22 protein-coding genes and 1 pseudogene are annotated in these 20,858 nt (G+C 70.7%); 11 read left to right on the top strand and 12 right to left on the bottom strand.

Annotated elements, in window-relative coordinates; translation table 11 throughout:
• Positions 1–126 precede the first annotated feature (126 nt).
• Together ACIBCK_RS33690 and ACIBCK_RS33685 are read left to right on the top strand one after the other, a co-directional pair.
• On the top strand, positions 127–765 hold the full coding sequence (locus ACIBCK_RS33690; protein ID WP_399396681.1) for a DNA alkylation repair protein: 639 nt from the start codon (positions 127–129) through the stop codon (positions 763–765).
• A 25-nt stretch (positions 766–790) separates the two neighbouring features.
• A complete protein-coding gene (locus ACIBCK_RS33685) occupies positions 791–1,570 on the top strand; it encodes an NAD(P)-binding domain-containing protein (protein WP_399396424.1) in 780 nt (259 codons plus the stop codon).
• 33 nt (positions 1,571–1,603) lie between these two features.
• On the opposite strand, the gene ACIBCK_RS33680 is transcribed toward ACIBCK_RS33685, so the two are convergent.
• From ACIBCK_RS33680 to ACIBCK_RS33660, 5 genes are all read right to left on the bottom strand, one after another.
• On the bottom strand, positions 1,604–2,005 hold the full coding sequence (locus ACIBCK_RS33680; RefSeq protein ID WP_399396423.1) for a nitroreductase family deazaflavin-dependent oxidoreductase: 402 nt from the start codon (positions 2,003–2,005) through the stop codon (positions 1,604–1,606).
• A 515-nt stretch (positions 2,006–2,520) separates the two neighbouring features.
• Positions 2,521–3,483 (bottom strand): sigma-70 family RNA polymerase sigma factor, encoded by a 963-nt coding sequence (locus ACIBCK_RS33675; protein WP_399396421.1) that lies wholly within the window; start codon positions 3,481–3,483, stop codon positions 2,521–2,523.
• Complete coding sequence (locus tag ACIBCK_RS33670; RefSeq protein ID WP_399396419.1) at positions 3,470–4,723, bottom strand: NAD(P)/FAD-dependent oxidoreductase; 1,254 nt, start codon at positions 4,721–4,723, stop codon at positions 3,470–3,472. Before ACIBCK_RS33670 ends, ACIBCK_RS33675 begins: the two co-directional genes overlap by 14 nt.
• A gap of 119 nt (positions 4,724–4,842) precedes the next feature.
• Complete coding sequence (locus tag ACIBCK_RS33665) at positions 4,843–6,192, bottom strand: AMP-binding protein (protein ID WP_399396417.1); 1,350 nt, start codon at positions 6,190–6,192, stop codon at positions 4,843–4,845.
• A 114-nt stretch (positions 6,193–6,306) separates the two neighbouring features.
• Positions 6,307–7,194: an ANTAR domain-containing protein gene (locus ACIBCK_RS33660; RefSeq protein WP_399396416.1), complete on the bottom strand. Its 888-nt coding sequence runs from the start codon at positions 7,192–7,194 to the stop codon at positions 6,307–6,309.
• A gap of 289 nt (positions 7,195–7,483) precedes the next feature.
• Between ACIBCK_RS33660 and ACIBCK_RS33655 the strand changes: the two are divergent.
• Positions 7,484–7,681 (top strand): annotated as a pseudogene (locus ACIBCK_RS33655) (CBS domain-containing protein); the annotation flags it as partial.
• Positions 7,682–7,981: 300 nt separating this feature from the next.
• Here the strand turns inward: ACIBCK_RS33655 and ACIBCK_RS33650 are convergent.
• On the bottom strand, positions 7,982–8,422 hold the full coding sequence (locus ACIBCK_RS33650; protein WP_399396414.1) for a glutaredoxin domain-containing protein: 441 nt from the start codon (positions 8,420–8,422) through the stop codon (positions 7,982–7,984).
• Positions 8,423–8,470: 48 nt separating this feature from the next.
• Entirely contained in the window at positions 8,471–9,058 is a 588-nt protein-coding gene (locus ACIBCK_RS33645; RefSeq protein ID WP_399396412.1) for a TetR/AcrR family transcriptional regulator, read from the bottom strand.
• A gap of 152 nt (positions 9,059–9,210) precedes the next feature.
• Here ACIBCK_RS33645 and ACIBCK_RS33640 point away from each other — a divergent pair, with 152 nt between their 5' ends.
• From ACIBCK_RS33640 to ACIBCK_RS33625, 4 genes are all read left to right on the top strand, one after another.
• The gene (locus ACIBCK_RS33640; protein WP_399396411.1) at positions 9,211–10,650 is read left to right on the top strand and encodes an amidase; all 1,440 of its coding nucleotides are present in this window, start codon (positions 9,211–9,213) and stop codon (positions 10,648–10,650) included.
• A gap of 47 nt (positions 10,651–10,697) precedes the next feature.
• Entirely contained in the window at positions 10,698–11,375 is a 678-nt protein-coding gene (locus tag ACIBCK_RS33635; RefSeq protein ID WP_399396409.1) for a helix-turn-helix transcriptional regulator, read from the top strand.
• Between the two features lie 32 nt (positions 11,376–11,407).
• Entirely contained in the window at positions 11,408–11,938 is a 531-nt protein-coding gene (locus ACIBCK_RS33630) for a DUF3291 domain-containing protein (protein ID WP_399396408.1), read from the top strand.
• Positions 11,939–12,022: 84 nt separating this feature from the next.
• A complete protein-coding gene (locus ACIBCK_RS33625) occupies positions 12,023–12,517 on the top strand; it encodes a polyketide cyclase (protein WP_399396406.1) in 495 nt (164 codons plus the stop codon).
• A 75-nt stretch (positions 12,518–12,592) separates the two neighbouring features.
• On the opposite strand, the gene ACIBCK_RS33620 is transcribed toward ACIBCK_RS33625, so the two are convergent.
• The 3 genes from ACIBCK_RS33620 to ACIBCK_RS33610 form a co-directional block, all read right to left on the bottom strand.
• On the bottom strand, positions 12,593–13,480 hold the full coding sequence (locus tag ACIBCK_RS33620) for a SigB/SigF/SigG family RNA polymerase sigma factor (RefSeq protein WP_399396404.1): 888 nt from the start codon (positions 13,478–13,480) through the stop codon (positions 12,593–12,595).
• Positions 13,481–13,513: 33 nt separating this feature from the next.
• Entirely contained in the window at positions 13,514–14,281 is a 768-nt protein-coding gene (locus ACIBCK_RS33615) for a VOC family protein (RefSeq protein ID WP_399396402.1), read from the bottom strand.
• Positions 14,282–14,605: 324 nt separating this feature from the next.
• Positions 14,606–15,340, bottom strand: coding sequence for an alpha/beta hydrolase (locus ACIBCK_RS33610; RefSeq protein WP_399396400.1), 735 nt, complete (start codon positions 15,338–15,340; stop codon positions 14,606–14,608).
• Positions 15,341–15,483: 143 nt separating this feature from the next.
• Between ACIBCK_RS33610 and ACIBCK_RS33605 the strand changes: the two genes are divergently transcribed.
• Positions 15,484–15,891, top strand: coding sequence for a YciI family protein (locus ACIBCK_RS33605; protein ID WP_399396679.1), 408 nt, complete (start codon positions 15,484–15,486; stop codon positions 15,889–15,891).
• A gap of 8 nt (positions 15,892–15,899) precedes the next feature.
• Positions 15,900–17,039: an RNA polymerase sigma factor gene (locus ACIBCK_RS33600; protein ID WP_399396398.1), complete on the top strand. Its 1,140-nt coding sequence runs from the start codon at positions 15,900–15,902 to the stop codon at positions 17,037–17,039.
• A gap of 13 nt (positions 17,040–17,052) precedes the next feature.
• Here the strand turns inward: ACIBCK_RS33600 and ligD (ACIBCK_RS33595) are convergent, their stop codons facing one another.
• Together ligD (ACIBCK_RS33595) and ACIBCK_RS33590 are read right to left on the bottom strand one after the other, a co-directional pair.
• Positions 17,053–18,063, bottom strand: a complete 1,011-nt coding sequence (gene ligD / locus ACIBCK_RS33595; protein ID WP_399396397.1) for a non-homologous end-joining DNA ligase — start codon at positions 18,061–18,063, stop codon at positions 17,053–17,055.
• Positions 18,060–18,728 carry a DNA polymerase ligase N-terminal domain-containing protein gene (locus tag ACIBCK_RS33590; protein ID WP_399396395.1) on the bottom strand — a complete coding sequence of 223 codons (669 nt, stop codon included), beginning with the start codon at positions 18,726–18,728 and terminating at the stop codon, positions 18,060–18,062. The genes ligD (ACIBCK_RS33595) and ACIBCK_RS33590 overlap by 4 nt, the downstream gene beginning before the upstream one ends.
• 231 nt (positions 18,729–18,959) lie before the next feature.
• On the opposite strand from ACIBCK_RS33590, the gene ACIBCK_RS33585 reads away from it, so the two are divergent.
• Both ACIBCK_RS33585 and ligD (ACIBCK_RS33580) read left to right on the top strand, forming a co-directional pair.
• A complete protein-coding gene (locus tag ACIBCK_RS33585; RefSeq protein ID WP_399396393.1) occupies positions 18,960–19,841 on the top strand; it encodes an SDR family oxidoreductase in 882 nt (293 codons plus the stop codon).
• Positions 19,842–19,895: 54 nt separating this feature from the next.
• Positions 19,896–20,807: a non-homologous end-joining DNA ligase gene (gene ligD, locus ACIBCK_RS33580; protein WP_399396391.1), complete on the top strand. Its 912-nt coding sequence runs from the start codon at positions 19,896–19,898 to the stop codon at positions 20,805–20,807.
• The last annotated feature ends 51 nt before the right edge of the window (positions 20,808–20,858 follow it).

Genomic DNA, 20,858 nt, shown 5'->3' with positions numbered 1-20,858 from the left:
AGCCGCACGCACGACGACACAGGGGGAACGTTGCTTGCGGGAACACGGCTAGGCTGACGCGTGTTCGAGCGGTACGTGCGTGAGGGACAGGAGGCCGAGGTGGCCGGGACGGCCTTGGCCGAGGTGATGGCCGAGCTCGGCGAGCTCGAGGACCCGAAGGCACGCGTGGCGAACGAGAAGCGCGGTGACGATCACGGCGTGAACCTCGGCAAGCTGCGCGCTCTCGCGAAGCGGCTGAAGACGCAGCACGAACTCGCGCGCGAACTCTGGGAGACGGACGACACCGCGGCGCGGCTGCTGGCGCTCCTGATCTGCCGCCCGAAGTCGTTCGAGCGTGCCGAGCTGGACGCCATGCTGCGCGAGGCGCGCGCACCCAAGGTGCACGACTGGCTCGTGAACTACGTCGTCAAGAAGAACCCGCACGCGGAAGAACTGCGCCTGGCCTGGTCCGCCGATCCGGATCCAGTGGTCGCGAGCGCCGGCTGGGCACTGACCACCGAGCGCGTGGCGAAGAAGCCTGAGGGTCTGGACCTCGTAGGACTGCTCGACGTCGTCGAGGCCGAGATGAAGGACGCTCCGGATCGCCTGCAGTGGGCGATGAACCACTGCCTCGCCCAGATCGGTATCGAGCACGCCGAGCACCGCGCCCGAGCCGTCGACATCGGTGAACGCCTTGAGGTGCTCAAGGATTACCCGACGCCCCCGGGCTGCACATCTCCGTTCGCCCCCGCCTGGATCTCCGAGATGGTGCGGCGACATCACTGACCCGTCTGATCCAGGAGGAAACACAGTGCAGAGCATCGGTATCAAGCGCATCGGCATCATCGGGGTGGGCGAGATCGGCCGGGCCGTCGTGACGGGCCTGTGCGACGGGGGCGACCAGTCGCCGGAGGTGTTCCTCTCCCCGCGGGGGGCCCGTACGGCGGCGGAGCTGGCCGCGCGTTATGAGGAAGTGGAGGTCTGCGCCGACAACCAGGAGGTGGTGGACCGCTCCGAGGTGGTGATCATCGCCGTACGGGCCAGGGACCGGCACGATGCTCTGGACGGCCTGCGGGTGGACGGCGACAAGACGGTGATCAACGTGATGGCCGGTGTCGCCAACGACGACCTGCGCCGGACCCTGGCGAGCGACGCCGCGTTGGTCCGGGCCATCCCCCTGCCCTCCGTACGCGAACGCCGCTCCGTCACCGTGACGTTCCCGTCCCACCCGGTGGCGGACGCACTCTTCGAACGGCTGGGCGGGGCGCAGCCGGTGGCGGACGAGGAAGCCTTCAACGTCTGCTCCGCGCTGACGGGAACGCTGACCACCCACTACTCGTACCTCGCCACGCTCACGACGTGGGCCGTCGGCCACGGCATCGCGCCCGAGGACGCCGAACGCTACGTCCGCGGACTGTTCCAGGGCGTCGGCCGGGCCCTGAGCGACGAGTCCCGCTCCCTGAACCAACTCGCCGCCGACCACGAGACCCCGAACGGAAACAACGAACGCATCCGCACCACGTGGTTCGGCCCGGCCAACTCCCAGGCACTCCACCAGGCCCTGGACGGCCTCCTCACGGATCTGAGGTGAGCCGGAGAGCCTGGCGGGGGCGGAGCGTGAGCTTCAGACGCGTTCCAGGACCATCACCGGGATCTCCCGGTCGGTCTTGCGCTGGTAGTCGTCGTAGGCCGGCCATGTGGCGGCCATGGTCCGCCACATGTCCGGCTTCTCGTCCGGTCGCGCCGTACGTGCGCGGGCCGTGTAGCGGTCGTCCTTCACCTGCACCTGGACCTCGGGGTTCGCCTCGATGTTGCGGTACCACAGGGGCGGCTGGTCCGCGCCGCCGTTGGAAGCCACCACGAGCACGTCGTCACCGTACGGCTGGTAGATCAGCGGGGTGCTGCGCTGCTCGCCGCTCTTGCGGCCGATGGTGGTGAGGATCAGCACCGTGGTGTTCTGCCAGTCATGGCCTTCCTCGCCGTCAGTCGCCACATAGCGCTCGACGTGCTCTTTACCGAACAGCATCTGCCGTCTCCTTCGTGTACATGTGGGGTCGTGCGGGTTCTGCCTCCGCCGACCAACTCTTCATGGTCACTCTGCGGTTTCCCAGCGGAACACGCATCAAGGCGTCTCGAACGACCGGAAGAGGCCCAACTCGGCGGTGGTGAAATCGCTCCTTCTACCCGCTCTTCGCCGACTGAAGACACCACGGGGGGAACTTCAGGCGTATGGACGGCGTGTGGGGGCAGAGCGGCCGTCGACCCCAGAACCCGGTACATTCGGGCCTCGTTGACCGGGGCATGGACGATGGGACGAGAGATCCGCTGCCCGCTCCGGAGCAAGGTCAACTGCTCACCGGTGCCTACTGGTTGGACTCTCCCGCACACGTGGGCGACGAATGCACATGGTGCACGCAGCTGGAGCGGGAGGGCGTGGCGCCCGACCAACGGTTCGGCGTGCAGGCCGAATGACGCCGCACGTACGGCCCACGGCCCGTGCTTCGGCGGGGGAGTGCTCGGGACGGCCGGACGCCGGGCCGGTCACCACTGGTCGATGGCAGGGGCATCGGGTTCGTGCCGTGGCCACATCGCGGTGAGGCGGGCAAGGCGTTCCGCGGCGGCGAAACCGTGCAGCGCCGCGACCTTGCCGTCGCTGACCTGGAACGCCACCGCGCCTACGACGCGGCCTTCGAGCACGGCGAGCACCGCCGGCCAGCCGTTGACCCGCCCGACGTGGATCGTGGGAGAGCCGCCGGCCAGGCGCCGCTTCGCGGGCGTGGGTTTGAAGGCGGTCCGCATCATGCTCGCAATGCGCGCCGGGGTCTCGAAGCGCAACAGCTTCTTGACGAGTCCCGCGCCGTCGGAGACCGCGATCGCGTCGTCCGTGAGCAGCGCCACCAGCCGTTCGGTACGACCCGACGACGCGGCGGCGAGAAACTCGTCGAGGACCTTGCGCGCCGACGCCGGGTCGGCCTCACCACCTCCGCGCCGCGCGGCTGCGACCCGGCGCCGGGACCGGTGGACGTGCTGCTGGCTCGCGGACTCGGAGATGTCGAGGATCCCGGCGATCTCGGAGTGGGGGTAGGAGAACACCTCGTGCAGGACGTAGGCGGCCCGCTCGACCGGTGAGAGCCGCTCCATCAGGGTCAGGATCGCGAGCGACACGGATTCGCGCTGCTCGAAGGTGTCGGCCGGGCCGAGCATCGGGTCCCCGTCGAGAAGCGGCTCGGGCAGCCAGGTGCCGGCCGCGCGCTCGCGGCGCACCGGTGCCGATCGGAGCCGGTCCAGGCACAGGTTGGTGACGACCTTGGCCAGCCATGCCTCCGGCACCTCGATCCGCTCGCGGTCGGCGGCATGCCAGCGCAGGTACGCCTCCTGCACGATGTCCTCGGCGTCGGCCGCCGAGCCGAGCAGACGGTACGCGAGCGAGGCCAGCCGTGCCCGGCCGGCCTCGAAGCGATCAGCGACGGTGCTTTCCACGCGGAGCACCCTATGCGGCGGCATTCTCGGACGCGACATCAACGACCGGGGTATCGACGGCTGTTGGGCCGACAGGCACTGTGGTGGCCGGCACTGGCGCGGTGGTCAGGCGGCGCTTGCGCTTCGGAAGGCCGAACGTCGGGTGCGAGACGGACCACAGGCTGCCCTTGAGAATGCCCGCCTTCAGCCGCGCCGCCTTCCGGCCGCGCACGGACCAGGACTTCGCCCGTGCGTCGCCGTCGACCATCTGGAAGATCGCGTCGTACCGTCCCAGGCTGATGTGGTTGCCGACGTAGGACTTCTTGACGTTCGGAACCGGGCGTCCGGTCAGCCGTCCGATGATCGCCTCCGTCGCCTGCATGTTGGTGAACCCCGCCGAGGCGCAGGACATCGGCAGCGGCCGTCCGTTGTCGCCCATCGCGTACGCGCTGTCGCCCGCCGCGTAGACGTCCGGGTGCGAGACCGAGCGCATGGTGGCGTCGACGACGATCCGTCCTTCCTCGGTGACCTCGAGACCGGCGGCTTCCGCGAGGGGGTCGACGGCGAACCCGGCCGTCCACACCGTCGCGTCGGCCGGGTAGGAGGTGCCGTCGGCGCCGACGGCGTACGTCTCCCCGACGGCTTCGATGCCGGTGTGCTCGTGGACGGTGATACCAAGCCTGTCGAAGGCCTCGCGCAGATGGAGCCTGGCTCCCGGGGAGAGCCAGGCTCCCAGCTCACCACGGGCGGCGAGCGCCACGGAGAGGCCGGGACGCGACTCGGCGATCTCGGTGGCGGTCTCGATGCCGGTCAGGCCCTCGCCGACGACCAGTACGGAGCCGGCTCCGCCCAGGGCGTCCAGGCGTGCGCGCAGCCGCAGCGCCGACGGCCGTCCCGCGACGTCGAAGGCGTGCTCGGCCACCCCGGGGACGCCGTGGTCGGCGACCCTGCTGCCGAGGGTGTAAAGCAGCGTGTCGTAGCCGAGTTCGGCGTCGCCTTCCGCGCTTTCCCCGCCGGTCACGGTGACGGTCCTGCGCTCCGGGTCGACCGAGGTGACGCGGGCCACGCGCAGGCGTACTCCGGTGCCCGCGAACACGTCGGAGAGGCGCCGGGTCGCGAGTTGCCGTCCGGTCGCGAACTGGTGCAGGCGCATCCGCTCGACGAAGACCGGCTCGGCGTTGACGACGGTGATCTCGGTGTCGGCGGGCGAGAGCCGCCGGGCCAGGTTCCCGGCGGCGAAGGCCCCGGCGTAACCGGCGCCGAGGACGAGGATGCGGTGCTTCATGGGTGTGGCTCCTGTCTGAATCGCTTGCCCTTCGGCCCTTCGCCCACTTGAGCGGGACAGCGCGGCGATTCCTGACAGGGAGGCGGTGTGAGGTGGGTCACACGGCCTGGTCACAGTCTCTAGACGTGCCCCTCGACGACGAGGTTGCCGTCTTCGGTGAGGCGCGCGACCTCGCCGGTCTTGAGGAAACCGTCGGGGGTGAAGACGCGGGCGTTCCGCTCGGGGGCCTTGTAGTAGCCGCGCACGGTGCAGGGGCCGCGCGTCCAGAGTTGCCCGGGGGCTCCCTGGGGGACGTCGTTGCCGTTCGGGTCGGTGATGCGGATCTCGTCCCCGGGTGAGAGCGCGCGGCCCTGCGTGTGGTGGACGACGTCGTCGGTGTCGGTGGGACGGGTGAGGGAGAGCAGCCCCTCGGCCATGGCGAAGACCCGCTGGAGGCGGCAGCCGAGGACCGGTCGGACGCGGGCCGCGAGATCGGCGGGGAGGGGCGCGCCGCCGATCTGGACGAGGCGCAGGCTGGAGAGGTCGTACTGGCCGTCCGCGAGGGCGTCCAGCCATGGGCGGGCGTCAGCGGGGCCGAGGGAGGTGACGGTGACCTTCTCGGTCTCGATCACGCGCAAGGCGTCGGCGGGACCGGGCACATCGATCAGCACGACGGTGCCTCCGACGGCGAGGGTGCCGACGATGCCGGGGCAGCCGAAGGCGAGGTTGGCCGCCGCCGGGAGGGCCGCGAGGTAGACGTCCTCGGGGCCGAGGCCGATGAGTTCGGCAGCGGCTCGGGCCTGGTACGCGTAGTCGTTGTGGGTGCGCGGGACCAGGTCGGGCAGGGTCGAGGTCGCGTTCGGCGCGGTCGTGGTGGCGTCCGTCGGCAACAGGAACGCGACGTCGTTGGGGTCGTACGTGCGGTCCGGGCCGCGCGGCGCGTCCAGGGAGCCGAAGGGGAAGAACAGGCAACCGCTGGGGGCCGTGCCGAAGCCGCCTTGAGTGCCGTCGGGGCCGTCGAGGGTGAAGGCGAGGCGCAGACGGGGATGGTCGTCACTGACCGCGGAGGCCATCTTGGCGTGGTCGAAGCCGCGGTGCTCGGTGGGGCCCATGTAGGCGGCGGCTTCGGTGACATGGGCGAGGTGCCCGATCTCTTCGGTACGGAGTGAGGTGGACGCCGGTACCGGGACGGCGCCGGCACGCATGATGGCGTAGACGGCGATGACGAACTCGGGCACGTTCGGAAGCTGGACGATGACCCGGTCGCCCGCGCGGACGCCCCGGAGGGCGAGCCCGGCGGCCATGCGGTCGACGGAGCGGTTCAGCTCGCGGTAGGTGAGACGCCGTGCGCCGTGGACGAGGGCGGTGCGGGTGGCGTGCGCGCGGGCCTGCTCGGCGAGGAGTTGGGGCAGGGCGGCGCCCTGGTAGTAACCGAGGTCGTAGTAGCGGCCTATGGTCTCGGGCAGGTGCGGGGTGCAGCCGCGCAGCATGGTCCGGACTCCTTGCGGGTGGCGTGGGGGATGTGGATCACGGCCGCTCAGACTGGCACGCGGGATGCGGAAGCGACAACCAGCATTTGTCCCCGGCCCCTTGCCCATCGGCTGCTACTGGCTGGAGGCGCGGGCCAGTTGGTGGAGGTCTTCCAGTGCGTCGACGAGGACGGTGTGCTTGTGCCACTTGATCCACGTGCCGAGGGCGCGGCTCGTGGCGTCCAGGGTCTGGAGCTGTGCCTGGGTGAAGCCGACCAGAGGGTGGGCGTGGTGGGAGGAGATGACGCCGCGGACCGTGTCCTGTTCGTCGACGAGCGGGACGCTGTGGCAGGCGCGGCTGCCGGCCATGAGGATCACTCGGCGCGTCTCGTCGTCGAAACCGGCCGATGTGGCCACGTCCTTGACGGTGACCTGTTGGCTGGCGGCGGCCGCTCGCGAGCATGCGGTGTTTCCGTCGACGAACGCGAAGTAGTCGGTGAACTGCCGGGGCAGCCCCGCATGCTTGGCCATCCGGAGCACACCGTCCTCGACGAGCTGCACGTTCCCCATGTCCGTACCGGTCACGGCCAGGACGCGATGCAGGGCCGCGCCGAGGACCTCGCCCTGGTTGGCCGCGTTGAGCGTGCCTGCGTCGAGCACCGTCAGGTCGGGTATCGGATGCTGGGCCCGTCCGCTGAACCACGTCTTGGCCCCCGGTGCCGGTCCCGGCGTCCGGGCCACCGCGGCGGCCAGCTGGTGCAGCTTGATGTTGGCCCGCTGGGAGGCCTGACGCAGCAGCGTGAACGCCGCCTCCGCGTTCGCCAGGCGGTACCGCTCGACCAGGACGCCCTCGGCCATCGCGATCCTGGGGCGCGCACGCGCCTGGACCTCCAGCTCGGACACCTGCTCGCGCAGCTGCTCGGCGGTGGCTCTCAGCTCGTCCTCCGTCTCTTCTCTCCGGGACGGAAGGCCGTCGGACGAGGGCTGATCCTCGGGCGGGGGCGCGGCCGGAAGGTTCGTCACGCTGTCTCCCACGGCGGCACCCTGCTCCCTCGTCCTCGTCGATCGGTGAGCAACGGACGCGAACATCGCCGACGCCGCCCACCCCAGCCCCGTTCGCTGGAGGGGCCCGCTGACCACCACACCAGGGTGACCTTAACCCGGCGTGTGCACGGTGTGACGACCCCCCTGGAACTCATGGGTGGGGAGGTGTGGTTGGGGCTGTTTTGCCGGAGATCCACCAAATCTCGGTACCTCTCTGATCCGGCGTATGGCCGGGCACCCGAGGGCACCCGGGAAGCCACCCAAAGCCAAGGTGCTGGGCAAGCCGAAGGCACCGGCCACCGTCCTGGCCGGTGAACTCGCCCAGGGCGAGGCCGTCACCATCGACGCCGACGACAGCGCGGACGAGATCGTGGCGACCAAGACGCATCACAAGGTGCGGCGACTTCCCGTCATCGACGGTCACCGGCTCGTCGGCATGATGGCCCTCGCCGACGCCGCACGAGCGCGTCAGGGCCGCCGAGCCGTTGGCGGCCGACATCCAAGGGCGACTGGAGCCGCATCACCGACAATACGGCCCCAGCCTCCGCCCACCAGGCGCGGCGAGGCAACTCCCGCAACCCTCGCACCGCCGGGGGCATTTCGCGCGAGAGCCGACCAGGGGGGAGCCTCGGCTTCTCACGCTCCCGGACGCTGCCGCGCCAGGGCGGCGACGCCGGACACTCCCAGCGTCCCACTACGAGCGCGGCCTGTCCCCATGCCTGCGCAACGCCTGTGCCGTGCCCGCGAGTTCCGGGACGCGCCCCGGTCACGGGGCAGGCCGGGCTGCCTGCTCGCGCACCCATGCGGGATCGGGGTTGACGTGCGCCCGGCCCGCCACGACGACGGTCGGAACGGTCTCATTGCCCTCGTTGGCCGCCCGCACCGCTGCCGCTCCAGCAGGGTCACGCCAGATGTCGACCCAGTGCAACTGGCGGGCGCTGCGCCCCAGTCGGATACGCAGCCGCACGCAGTACTGGCAGCCCGACCGCCAGTAGACGATCGGCCGGCCGTCGACCGCGCTGCGGCGCTGGGCCTCCGTAGCGCCGATCGACCGCGGAAAGAACAGCGGCGAGTGCACGCCCGCGAGGAGCAGGAACACCAGGAGGAATGCTGCGGCCGTGCCAGGATCGCCCCTGAAGGCCAAGCCGACCGCAACGGCCGAGCCGCCGATCACCAGCAACATCGGAAGAACCCAGGCGCGCATCATGGACGCAGGCTACCGATGCGTACGGGCGTAACTGGGCCCGCCGGCCGGTCATTTCGCCACGATTCCCTCGATGATCTTCATCAGTCGCTCCCCCGTCCGATCGATGCTCCCGTTCTGCGTGCTGACCTGCGCGCCTTCGAGCACGAACGTGATCTCGGCAGCGGTCTGTGCGGGATCGGGCAGTCCGGCCTCGGCACACATGCCGACCAGTCTGCGGGTCTGGTGCGCCTTGTGCTCCTCGATCAGCTGCCGGGCGGGATGGTCGCGGTCGGGCAGCTCGGCGAGGGAGTTGATGAACGGGCAGCCCCGATGCGAGATCGTCGGCAGTCCCTCGGCGATGAAGCGGGCCAGGCCCAGGATCTGCTCCCTGGGCAGGCCGGGGTGTTCGGCCTCGACCCGGTCGAAGGCGGCTTGGTAGTCGGCGGCGACGATCCGCAGCCACTCCACGACCAGTGCGTCCTTGGTCTCGAAGTGGCGGTAGATGGCCATCTTGGTGGTCTTTGCCCGCTCGGCGATCGCCTGGACGCCCACCCGCCCGATCCCCTCGTTCTGGAAGAGCTCTTCCGCCGCGTCGAGGATGCGCTCGCGAGGTGGCAGCTTCGCCACCCTGCCGGGCCTGCTGGCGGTCGATGCCATGACTCCTCCGTGACGTCCGGTCAGTTGGGGCGCTGTGGGGGTCCCAGCCAGTCTCAACGCCCCTGCTAAGGTACCAGTCCGTCCCGCACGATACCGATCGGTATCGTCAGGCACTCGACGGTATCGTTCGTTCTCTTCCGCTGGGAGTGACAGTGAAAGTTTCCGAGTACGTGGATTTCGACGCGGTCGGGCTCGCGCGGCTGGTGGCCACGGGCCAGGTGACCTCCGCCGAACTGGAAGCAGCCGCACATGAGGCCGCACAGGCGGTCGGGCCGCGCGTCAACGCCGTCGTGGAGACCTGGCAGGCGGATGAGGTGCAGGACCCCGGCAGTGCACCTCTGGCCGGGGTCCCTTTCCTGATCAAGGACATCGGTGTGGCCATGGCGGGCAGGCGCATGGAACTGGGCAGCCGTCTCGCGGCCGGCAACGTCGCCGGCGCCGACTCCTCCCTGATGCTTCGCTTCCGCCGCGCCGGCCTCGTGACCATCGGACGAACCGCGACTCCGGAGATGGCCTACAGCATCACGACGGAACCACTGCTGTACGGGGCGGTCCGCAACCCGTGGGACCTGGAGCGGAGCGCAGGTGGTTCCAGCGGGGGAGCGGGCGCGGCTGTCGCTGCCGGGGTGGTCCCGATCGCGCACGCCACCGATGCCGCGGGCTCGCTCCGCATACCCGCTTCCTGCAGCGGCCTCTTCGGTCTGAAGCCCACCCGCGGCCGGGTCTCCATGGGCCCCGACGCGGACGAGATCTTCAACGGTCTCGCCGTGCACGGCAGCGTCAGCCGCACGGTGCGCGACAGTGCCGCTCTGCTCGACCAGATGCGTGGTCCCGAGCCGGGCGACCCCTACTTCGCTCCGGAGCCGACCCGCCCGTACGCGGATGAAGTCACGCGCCACCCGGGCTCATTGAGGATCGGTGTCATGAGCCGGGCATGGGGTGGGCGCTGTGCGAGTCCGACAGTGGCCGACGCGCTCACTCGCACCATGCGTCTGCTCGAATCCCTCGGCCATGAGGTCGAGGAGGTCGAGGTCGGCCTCGGGGTCGACCGGGAGGAGTTCGTCCTGGCCAACGCCCGTCTGATGACGGCGAATCTCACGGCCTCGGTCGACGGACTTGCTGCCGCCTTCGACCGGCCCATCGACACCTCGACCCTTGAGCCGGAGACCTTGGCCGGTTACCACTACGGCCGGCGGGTCAGTGGCAGCCAACTCGTCAGTGCTCTCGGCATCCGGAACAGGGTCGCTCGCAGCCTGGCACGGTCCTTCGACGTGCACGACGTGCTGCTCACTCCGACGCTGCCGGAGCTTCCCATGCCCTTGGGGGCCTATGGGGAGGGCGGGGAGGAGCTGGACGGCCTCGGCTGGATCGACCGGCTCAACGACCGCTCGCCGTTCACCATGGCGTTCAACATGGCGGGCACGCCCGCCATGTCCGTGCCGGTGACAGCCGACGCGGAGACGGGGCTCCCTGTCGGCATGCAGTTCGCCGCGGGTTACGGCCTCGAAGGGCTCCTCTTCCGCCTCGCCGGACAACTCGAACAGGCGAGCCCGTGGTCGGCCCGGACCCCACCGGTGTGGGCAGGGTGCTGAGCGCGGGCCCTTCTATCTCCAACCCGGGTTGTTCCTAGACTGGCCGGGTGGAGGACATCGATGTGATCGCGGTGCTGCAAGATCCTGTGCGGCGCCGACTGTACGAGTACGTGGCGGCGCAAGGCCGTGAAGTCGGCCGCAATGAGGCCGCCGAGGCGGCCGGGGTGGCGCGCACGCTCGCCGCGCACCATCTGGACAAGCTGGCGGACGCAGGGCTCCTGGAGAGCGGCAGTCGTCGCCTGACGGGTCGCTCGGGGCCGGGGGCGGGCCGCCCCGCCAAGGTGTACACGCGGTCGCGGGCCGAGCGGTCGGTCTCGCTGCCCGCCCGTGACTACCGCACCGCCGCCGAGCTGCTCGCCGAGGCCGCCGAGCAGGCCGGTCTCGACGCCGGGCTCTGCGCGGCGGCGCGCCGCCGGGGCGAGGCTCTGCGCGGGTCGGCCGAGCCCTGCGGCGGCCTCGACGAAGCCATGGAGATGCTGACGGCGCGCGGCTACGAACCGCACAGGGAAGGTGCCGAAGCCGCCGAAGAAGAAGCGCCGGTCATCCGTATGCGCAACTGCCCCTTCCATGCCGTGGCCGAGCGCTTCCCACCGCTGGTGTGCGGAATGAACCTCGCGCTCCTGGAGGGGTTGCTCGGCCCGGATGGTCCGGTGCGCGCTCGCATGGACGCTCGACCCGGGGAGTGCTGCGTAGTGCTCGACTCTTCTAAAAACAATGAGCGTTGACATAGAAAAGCGGGCCGTGCTGGGATGAGGCCATGACCGCATCCGCCGCGCACGGCGCCCACACCCCCACAGACGGCCACGCCCACCCGCACGCCCACCTCGCCGAGCTCAACATCGCCACGCTTCTTCACCCCATCGACGACCCGCGCATCGCGCCGTTCGTCGAGTTGCTCGACCCGGTCAACGCCGCCGCCGACGACGCGCCCGGCTTCGTGTGGCGGCTCGTGGAGGAAGGGGCGGCCGACGCCACCGGACTGCGCCCGGCGGGTGACGACGTCATCGTCAACCTGTCGGTGTGGGAGACCCAGGAGGCGCTGTGGGACTTCGCCTACCGCAGCGGGCACCTGGAGGTGATGCGCAGGCGGCGCGAATGGTTCGAGCGGCACGTCAAGGCGCACATGGTCCTGTGGTGGGTCCCTGCCGGCCACCTCCCGACAGTCGCCGAGGCCCTGGAGCGGCTCGCGGACCTGCAGGCGCACGGCCCGTCCCCGCGAGCGTTCACGTTCACCTCGTCCTACACCGCGGCCGAGGCCGCCGAGCACCTTCAGGTCGCCCGGCGATGAGTTCCGTGGCGCTGGGTCGTCTACCTGTCGGGAACATACTTTCCGCGCCGGCGGATGCCCGATGAGGTGACAAGGAGCGAGCGCATGGTGGACCAGGAGAACGTGAGTGCCACCCTGACGCTCGCAGCGCCCGCCGCGAGGGTGTTCGCGGTACTCGCGGACCCGACGACGCACTCCGCGATCGACGGCACCGGCTGGGTCCAGGAAGCCGCCGACCGGGCGCCGCTGACCGAGGCGGGGCAGATCTTCCGGATGGACATGTACCACCCGAACCATCCGAACGGCGACTACCAGGTGGCCAACAGGGTCGAGGTGTTCGACCCGCCGCGCGCCATCGCCTGGCTGACGGGGGAGGAGAAGGAAGGCGGCCGTCTGGAGTTCGGCGGCTGGTTCTGGCGGTACGACCTCGTCCCGCTCGACCCGGCGCGGACCGAGGTCACGCTCACTTACGACTGGTCGGCCGTGCCGCAGTTCATCCGCGAGTACCTCCAGTTCCCGCCGTTCGGCCCCGAGCACCTCATCAATTCGCTGCACCACCTGGCGAAGCTGCTCCCGGGCCACCGGACGGACGCGACGTGATGTGGGGAGGCCCGGGTCCGGGCAGCACGCTGCCCGGACCCGCAGCCCCGTAGCCCGTAACCTCGCCGACTTCTCCTAGTCGTAGGTGAGCAGACCGGTGCGGAGGACGGCGAGGGTGGCTGCCAGGAGCCGTGAGACGTGCATCTGCGAGAGCCCCAGGGCGGCTCCGATCTGCGCCTGGGTCATCTCCTGGCCGAACCGCATCTCGATGATGCGGCGTTCGCGTTCGTCGAGTCCGGCCAGGAGCGGGGCCAAGGCGTGCAGGTCCTCGAACACCTCGATGGCCGGATCCTCCTCGCCCATGACGTCGGAGAGGGAGCGACCGGTGGTCTGTGCCCCGCCCTCCTCTCCCTCGCTGCGCGGGCTGTCCAGCGAGCCTGCGGCGTAACCATTGGCCGCCACGATCACCTCCAGGACCTGGTCCTCGGTCACCGAGAGATCGGACGCGAGCTCCGTGACGGTGGGTTCGCGGCCGAGCGTCGAGGACAACCGCTCCTGGGACTTGACCAGTTGAAGCCGCAGTTCCTGAAGTCGGCGCGGTACGTGCACGGCCCAACTGGTGTCACGGAAGTAGCGCTTGATCTCCCCGAGGATGTACGGAACCGCGAAGGAGACGAACTCGAAGCCGCGGTCGATGTCGAACCGGTCGATCGCCTTGATCAGGCCCACGATGCCGACCTGGACGATGTCCTCCAGCTGGCCGTTGCCGCGGTTGCGGTAGCGGCCGGCCACGTAGTGCACCAGCGAGAGGTTCATCTCGATCAGGGTGTTGCGCGTGTACAGGTAGCCGGGGGAGTCCTCCTCAAGCGCCTTCAGCTCCTCGAAGAAGAGCTTCGACAGCTCCCGGGCGTCCCTCGGCGCGACCTGGTCGGCTTCCTCGATCCACGGCAGCCCGACGCTGTCGCCCCGTCCCCGTCCACCCGGCTCGGCGACCTCGTCCACGTCCGGCGCCTGCAGAAACATCGTTTGACTCCTCACTCTCTCGTTCTGCGTTGCTCAGTTCGCGACGACCGTGAAGGGGTTGCCCTCACGGTCCGCCAGCACGGCTTCGCGCCGGCCGCGGGGGCCTTCGGGCGGTGAGATGACCCGCCCGCCCCAGCCGGTGGCCGCCACGGCTGCCACGCCGACGTCGGCCACGCGAAAGCACGGCTGCCAACCGGACGTCGTGGCATCCCTGAACGCGGCGACCGTGCGCAGCCCGTCACGCACCTCGATCTGCCCGTTCGTGTACTCCACGTCGCAGCAGTCGCCCGACGTGCCCGCCCAGCCCAGTACGTCCCCGTAGAAGTAGGCGGCGGCGAAGATGTCCCGAGTGCGCAGCTCGAGCCGGGCGACGGGGCCCGTGCCCACCTGCCAGCGGGGATCGGGGGCCTGCTGGCGCAGTCCGAACACCGCTTGCTGTGGACCCGCGGCCACGGCCAGCCGCCCGGTTTCCGTGGTCAGCGGCCCTACGGCGACGGTGGCGCCGCGCTCGCGCAGCCTGCCCACCATGGCGTCCACGTCATTGACGCCGAAGTAGGGAATCCATCCGGCGGAGACGCCCAGGTCGCACGTGGCCTGGCTGAGTGTTCCCACCGGCGCTCCGCACCGCAGCGCCAGGAAGCGAGCCCGGTCCGGCGCGCCGATCAGCGGGACATGGCACCAGCCGAGAACGCGGGCATAGAACTTCTTGGCGGCCAGGACGTCACCGGAGGCCAGACTGAGCCAGCACGGCGCACCCCGTGCCTTCTGCGAAGCGTGCGGCGACGAGCTGTTGCCGGGCACGGCACCGCGCCGTTCACCTGGCGGCGGAACAAGGCGCAGCCCCCCGCCCCGCCGGAACGGCCGGACGCCGGTCCACACCCGCCCCGCATCCCGGCCCTGCCCCCTCGCGCGCGGAGCAGGCCTCTCCCGCCGCTGCTGCTCACGCTCGCTGCTCACACCGATGTCCCTTGGCATAGCGCCCTCTCCCCATCTGGTTCGCGGTCTCGCCAGGTGGTTCCGCAGACGGGAGGCGCCATACCGGGACCTTCCTCACCCATCCCGAGGACCAAGGCCCTGCCCTGCCCAGTGCCAAAGCCCTGCTCCCCTTACGGGCAGGGGACACCGCTAACGGGCAGGGGACACCGCGCCCGCTATCAAGCGCGCTGTCTCTCGCCCGATACGCGATACGGACGGCTCGTCCGTCGCCAGGCACCGGTGCGTGGCCGGGTCGTACACACAGCCGAGCACCCCGGCGTGGTCGGTCACCGGCTCGGAGAGTTCGGAGTCCCAGCCGTGAGCGAGCAGGGCTTCGTGCAGTTCGCGCGAGGAGTCGACGGGCACGACCTCGTCCGTGGTGCCATGCACGAGCCGTAGGGGTATCGGTGCCACCGTCCCTCCGACGGCTTCGAGGGGCGCGGTGCCCGTGGTGGGTGCCGGGCGCCGATAGCCGCCCGCCACGCCCACCACCGCGGCGGGCCTCCAGCCGCCGACGACCTCCGGCCGCAGAGCGACGCCCACCGCGGCGGCTGCCCCGGCCGACCACCCCGCCAGGACCAACCGGGCGGCTCCGTCGGTGGACGCGCCCACGTGGTCGCGGGCGAACCGCAGGGCGTCGGTGAGGTGTTCCCGGCCGCCGTCGGGACGGTCCGAACGCCAGTCGGGAACGAGGACGGTGGGGCCGAACCCGGCGATCTCCCGAGCCAGCGAGGCCATCACGTCTCGCTCGTCGGGGCCCATGCCGTGCCAGAGCAGCACGCATCGCTCATCCCGCTGCCCGGAAGGACAGCTGGGCGTATAGAGGTCGAGGAGCTTGCCGGCGCCGCCGGTGGCGTAACGCGCGGTCCGGGTCGTGATCGTCAAGACTGTTCCTCCGAGTCTCCGGGCCGGGCGCTCCTCGAGGGAATTCGAGAAAAGTCGCGCGGTGATGTCGAGAATCCGAATCCCGCTCCGTCCCCGTGGTGAACGCGACCACAATGGGCCGCACCAGCACCGAGGAGAACACCATGGCGAAGTACCTGCTCCTGAAGCACTACCGGGGCGCCCCGGCCGCGGTCAACGACGTACCCATGGAGCGATGGACGCCCGAGGAGATCTCGGCCCACATGCAGTACATGCGCGACTTCGCGGACCGCCTGGAGAAGACCGGGGAGTTCGTCGACGGCCAGGCGCTCGCTCCCGAGGGGACGTTCGTCCGGTACGACGGGGAGGGCCGCCCGCCGGTCACCGACGGCCCCTTCGCCGAGACCAAGGACCTCATCGCCGGCTGGATGGTCATCGACGTCGACACCTACGACCGCGCACTCGAACTGGCCGGGGAACTGTCGGCCGCCCCCGGGGCAGGCGGGAAGCCGATCCACGAATGGCTCGAGATCCGCCCGTTCATGGGCGCGAAGCACACCGCCACGGAGTGACACCGCAGATGGATGAAGCCCAGCTCCGGAGCCTCACACCGGGCGTGCTCGGAATCCTCGTCCGCCGCGGAGCCGACTTCGCGGCGGCCGAGGACGCCGTACAGGACGCCCTGGTCGAGGCGGTCCGCGTCTGGCCGGACGAGCGGCCCCGGGACCCGAAGGGCTGGCTGGTCACGGTGGCCTGGCGCAAGTTCCTCGACGCGACCCGCTCGGACACCGCACGCCGCCGGCGTGAGGACCTCGTCGACGAGGAACCGGCGCCCGGCCCCGCGTCCGCCCTGGACGACACGCTCCAGCTCTACTTCCTGTGCGCCCACCCGAAGCTGACGCCGTCGTCCGCGGTCGCGCTCACGCTGCGCGCCGTCGGCGGTCTCACCACCCGCCAGATCGCCCAGGCGTACCTGGTGCCCGAGGCGACCATGGCGCAACGCATCAGCCGGGCCAAGCGAACCGTCTCCGACACGCGGTTCGACGAGCCCGGCGATGTCGCCACCGTGCTGCGGGTCCTCTACCTGGTCTTCAACGAGGGCTACTCCGGCGACGTCGACCTGGCCGCCGAGGCCATCCGGCTCACCCGGCAGCTCGCGGCAGCGATCGACCACCCCGAGGTGGCGGGCCTGCTCGCCCTCATGCTGATCCACCACGCCAGGCGCGCCGCCCGGACCGCGCCCGACGGCAGCCTCGTGGCGCTGGCCGAGCAGGACCGCGGCCGGTGGGACACCACGTCCATCGCCGAGGGGATCGGGATCCTGCACGCGGCCCTCGCCCGTGACCGCCTGGGCGAGTTCCAGGCCCAGGCCGCCATCGCCGCACTCCACGCGGACGCGCCCACCGCCGACGAGACCGACTGGGTGCAGATCGTCGAGTGGTACGACGAGCTCGTGCGTCTGACCGACAGCCCGGTCGTCCGGCTCAACCGCGCGGTGGCCGTCGGCGAGGCCGACGGACCGCGCGCCGGTCTGGCGGCGCTCGCGGCCCTCGACGACTCACTGCCACGGCACGCCGCGGTGGCGGCGTACCTCCACGAGCGCGACGGGGACCTGAAGGAGGCGGCGCGGCTCTACGCCGAGGCGGCCCGCAAGGCGCCCAACCTCCCCGAACGTGACCACCTGACGCGTCAGGCGGCCCGGCTCAACGCGGCCACGTAGCCGGCCACGCGGCTCAGTTCTCCCCGCGCTCCCTGACCACATCGGCCGGGTTCTTGTCGTCCCGCAGCCCCTGGAAGCGTGGGTGGCGCAGCATGCCGTCGCGCGTCCACTCCGTGAAGGCGACCTGCGCCACGAGACGCGGCTGCGCCCAATGGGGTCTGCGCTCCGCAACCGCGTCCGCGAACGGCGATTCCCGTACCTGGAGTTCGTCGAGTCGCCGTCGCAGGGACAGCAGGGTGCGCGCGTCGAACCCGGTGCCTACCTTGCCCGCGTAATGCAGCCGTTCGCCCTCGTAGTAGCCGATGAGCAGTGCGCCGATGCCCGACCTGCTGCCCGCGGGCTCGGTGAACCCGCCCACCACGAACTCCTGGCCCCGGGAGCACTTCAGCTTGAGCCAGTCACCCGAGCGGCGCGCCTGGTAGGCGCTGTCGGCCCGCTTGGCGATGAGGCCCTCCCATCCGCGCCCGCACGCGTCGGCGAGGAGCTCGGGACCGCCTTCGTTGCGATGGGTGCTGAACCGCAAGGGCGCGGTGAACGTGATCGAGCGCCGCAGCAGGGACTTGCGGGTGCGCAACGGCAGCCGCCGGACGTCCATGCCGTCCAGGCGCAGCAGGTCGAAGACGTAGTAGGTCACCGCGACCTTGCTCGCCGCCACGTCGGCGGGCCGGGTGAGCCCCATGCGCTGTTGCAGTCGCGAGAAGTCGGTCCTGCCGTGCGAGTAGGCGACGATCTCGCCGTCGACCGTGAAGTCCGCACTGTCCTGCCCGGCGAGCGCGTCGATGATCTCCGGGTACGTGGCGTCGAGCCGTCGCCCGGACCGGGACCGGAGCGTCAGCGTGCCGTTCTCGCGCACCGCGAGCGCCCGGATGCCGTCCAGCTTCCGTTCGAAGATCCAGCCGGCCGGAAACTGCCGCAGGTTGGTGAGCGTCGCCAGCATCGGGGACGCCGCGAGGTCGACGCCCGGTGCCGCCTCGCGGGTGCGGGCGGCCAGGTCGGGCGGCAGCGAGTCCAGCAGGCCGGTCATTCCCGCTCTCCCCGGTCGGAACGCCAGGTCGGCGCGTCCGGCGCCTCGGCGACCTGGCGCAGCGTACGGCCGCTGCGTGCCGAGCGCGCCCGCCGTGGATCGGGGGTGCCGCCAGCCGAGTGGTGGCCGGTGCGCACGAGCAGCCATGTCGGCTTCGCGGACGACCCTCCGCTCTTCTCCTCGCGGCTGTGGAAGCGGGTGAGCGCGTACTCCCCGCGCAGTTTCTCGCCGCGCAGGACGAACGTGGCGTGACCGTTCTCCAAGGCCTGGTCGAAGGGCACCGGCCGGTTCCGTTTGTCGTGACTGGTCGGCCGGTACGTGCCGTGGTCCCAGACGATGACGGTCCCGCCGCCGTACTCGTCCTTGGGGATCACCCCCTCGAAGTCCCGGTACTCCATGGGGTGGTCCTCGGTGGGGATGGCGAGCCGCTTGTCGTGCGGGTCGGTGGAGGGGCCCTTGGGGACCGACCAGGACTTCAGTACGCCGTCGACCTCGAGGCGGAAGTCGAAGTGCACCGAGCTCGCGTCGTGGATCTGCACCACGAACGCGGGCTCGTCGGCCGGAGTCCGCCCGGCGTCCCGCGTCCCGCGCTCACCGCGCGGCTCGCTCGTCCGCTCGAAGTGCCGCTTCTCCCGGTAGGTCCGCAGCTCGTCCTTCTCGCTCACCTCAGCTCCCTTCCACCGACTGGTCCGGAGGCCGCGTACAGGTTATGCACCCCCGATCTCACCCGCACGGCGAGCGGAACGGAATGTGTGGGACCCCGGCCCGCGGGACACCCGGTGCCCCGATGGCTCGCGCTCACTCAGGCCGTGTGCCGTGAGCGGAGTCAGGCGTTCGCGCCCCCGAGAGGTGCGGAGCAAGCTGGAGACAGTGGACCCGAGGAAGGAAGCGCACCGATGAGTGACAGCCCCCAGGACCCGACGACCAAGCACCCGCAGCCGGAGTTCGCCCAGCAGGACCAGCAGACCCCGGGCTGGACCGGGCCGATGGACCCGTCGCCCGACCACGGCGAGGAGTCCTACCGGGGAAGCGGACTGCTGGAGGGCCGGGCAGCTGTCGTGACCGGCGGCGACTCCGGCATCGGCCGGGCCGTCGCTCTCGCCTACGCGCGCGAGGGCGCCGACGTCCTGTTCACCTATCTGCCCACGGAGGCGGAGGACGCCCAGGAGACGGTCGGGCTCGTCGAGAAGGCGGGTCGCCGTGGTCTGGCCGTGCCGTGCGACATCCGGGAAGAGGAGCAGTGCCGACGCCTCGTCGAGCGCGCCGTGGCGGAGTTCGGACGCATCGATGTGCTGGTGAACAACGCGGCGTACCAGATGTCGCAGCCCGAGGGCATCACGGAGATCTCCACGGAGCAGTTCGACCGTGTCGTGCGCACGAATCTGTACGGCATGTTCTGGCTGTGCAAGATGGCCGTCCCGCACATTCCGGCAGGCGGCTCCATCATCAACACCACGTCGGTGCAGGCCTACAAGCCGAGCCCGCACCTGCTCGACTACGCCATGACCAAGGGCGCCATCGTCACGTTCACCCAGGGCCTCGCGCAGATGCTGGTCGAGAACGGAATCCGCGTCAACGCCGTCGCTCCGGGGCCGGTGTGGACGCCGCTCATCCCGGCCACGCTGCCGGACACCAAGGAGTTCGGAAAGCAGGCCCCGATGGGCCGGCCCGCCCAGCCCGCCGAGATGGCGCCCGCGTACGTGTTCCTTGCCTCGGAACACGCGAGCTTCATCACCGCGGAGATCATGAACGCCACCGGAGGTACGCCGCTCCCGTAGTCCGGACCGGGAGTGAGGGGGCAGCACAGGCATCCGCGCGAAGGAGGCGGTGACGTGAGTTCCAGCGTTGAGCTACGGGTCGGACGGCGCAGGATCGAGGTCAAGCGAGCCGAGAAGGAGCTGTTCCCCGAGGACAACATCACCAAGGCCGACCTCGCCGAGCACTACCGGCGTGTGGCGCCGCGCATGCTGCCCGAACTGCGCGGCAGGCCTCTGATGCTGGAGCGGATGCCGGACGGGATCGACGGGGACCGCTTCTACCAGAAGGAGGTCTCCGACTACTTCCCCGACTGGATTCACCGCACCACGGTGCCCAAGGAAGGCGGCGAGGTCACCCATGTGGTCTGCGACGACGCGGCCACCTTGGTGTATCTCGCGGGCCAGGCCTGCATCACCCCCCATCGCTGGCTGAGCCGCGCCGACCGGCCGCGCCGCCCCGACCGCCTCGTCTTCGACCTCGACCCGTCCGGCGACGACTTCGAGCCCGTGCGCCGCGCGGCGCACCGCCTGCGCGAACTCCTCGATGAGCTGGACCTTCCGTCGGGTCTGATGACCACGGGCTCACGCGGTCTGCACGTCGTCGTGCCGCTGAACCGGCGCGACGACGCCGACGACGTGCTCGCGTTCGCCCGCGCCGCCGCGGACGAACTGGCCGCGCGCCACGAGCGGGAGCTGACGACCGAGCCCCGCAAGGACGCACGCAAGGGGCGGCTGTATCTCGACGTCGCACGCAACGGCTACGCCCAGACGGTGGTCGCTCCGTTCGCCGTCCGGTCACGGCCGGGCGCCCCCGTGGCCGCGCCGTTGAGCTGGGCCGAACTGGACGCACCCGATCTGACCGCGCGCCGCTGGACCGTCGGCGACCTCGGTGACCGCCTCGACAAGGACCCCTGGGCCGGACTCGCCCGTCACGCGCGTGGCGTGACCGCGGCAGCCCGGCGTCTGCGAGAACGTACCCACGCATAGTGACGCCCCCACGGGAGACCCGCAGGGGCCGAGCGTCACCGCTATCGAAGG

This window comes from Streptomyces sp. NPDC051218 (assembly GCF_044455475.1).
Taxonomy (GTDB): domain Bacteria; phylum Actinomycetota; class Actinomycetes; order Streptomycetales; family Streptomycetaceae; genus Streptomyces.
The sequence above is the reverse complement of the archived record's forward strand: the minus strand, read 5'-3'. Positions and strand labels throughout refer to the sequence as shown.

Bases quoted from the DNA above. Each gene is read 5' to 3' on its own strand.
- ACIBCK_RS33690 (WP_399396681.1), top strand. From the start codon at position 127: ATGGCCGAGCTCGGCGAGCTCGAGGACCCGAAGGCACGCGTGGCGAAC.
- ACIBCK_RS33680 (WP_399396423.1), bottom strand. From the start codon at position 2,005: ATGCTGTTCGGTAAAGAGCACGTCGAGCGCTATGTGGCGACTGACGGC.
- ACIBCK_RS33675 (WP_399396421.1), bottom strand. From the start codon at position 3,483: ATGCCGCCGCATAGGGTGCTCCGCGTGGAAAGCACCGTCGCTGATCGC.
- ACIBCK_RS33670 (WP_399396419.1), bottom strand. From the start codon at position 4,723: ATGAAGCACCGCATCCTCGTCCTCGGCGCCGGTTACGCCGGGGCCTTC.
- ACIBCK_RS33665 (WP_399396417.1), bottom strand. From the start codon at position 6,192: ATGCTGCGCGGCTGCACCCCGCACCTGCCCGAGACCATAGGCCGCTAC.
- ACIBCK_RS33650 (WP_399396414.1), bottom strand. From the start codon at position 8,422: ATGATGCGCGCCTGGGTTCTTCCGATGTTGCTGGTGATCGGCGGCTCG.
- ACIBCK_RS33645 (WP_399396412.1), bottom strand. From the start codon at position 9,058: ATGGCATCGACCGCCAGCAGGCCCGGCAGGGTGGCGAAGCTGCCACCT.
- ACIBCK_RS33630 (WP_399396408.1), top strand. From the start codon at position 11,408: ATGACCGCATCCGCCGCGCACGGCGCCCACACCCCCACAGACGGCCAC.
- ACIBCK_RS33625 (WP_399396406.1), top strand. From the start codon at position 12,023: ATGGTGGACCAGGAGAACGTGAGTGCCACCCTGACGCTCGCAGCGCCC.
- ACIBCK_RS33620 (WP_399396404.1), bottom strand. From the start codon at position 13,480: ATGTTTCTGCAGGCGCCGGACGTGGACGAGGTCGCCGAGCCGGGTGGA.
- ACIBCK_RS33605 (WP_399396679.1), top strand. From the start codon at position 15,484: ATGGCGAAGTACCTGCTCCTGAAGCACTACCGGGGCGCCCCGGCCGCG.
- ACIBCK_RS33600 (WP_399396398.1), top strand. From the start codon at position 15,900: ATGGATGAAGCCCAGCTCCGGAGCCTCACACCGGGCGTGCTCGGAATC.
- ligD (WP_399396397.1), bottom strand. From the start codon at position 18,063: ATGACCGGCCTGCTGGACTCGCTGCCGCCCGACCTGGCCGCCCGCACC.
- ACIBCK_RS33585 (WP_399396393.1), top strand. From the start codon at position 18,960: ATGAGTGACAGCCCCCAGGACCCGACGACCAAGCACCCGCAGCCGGAG.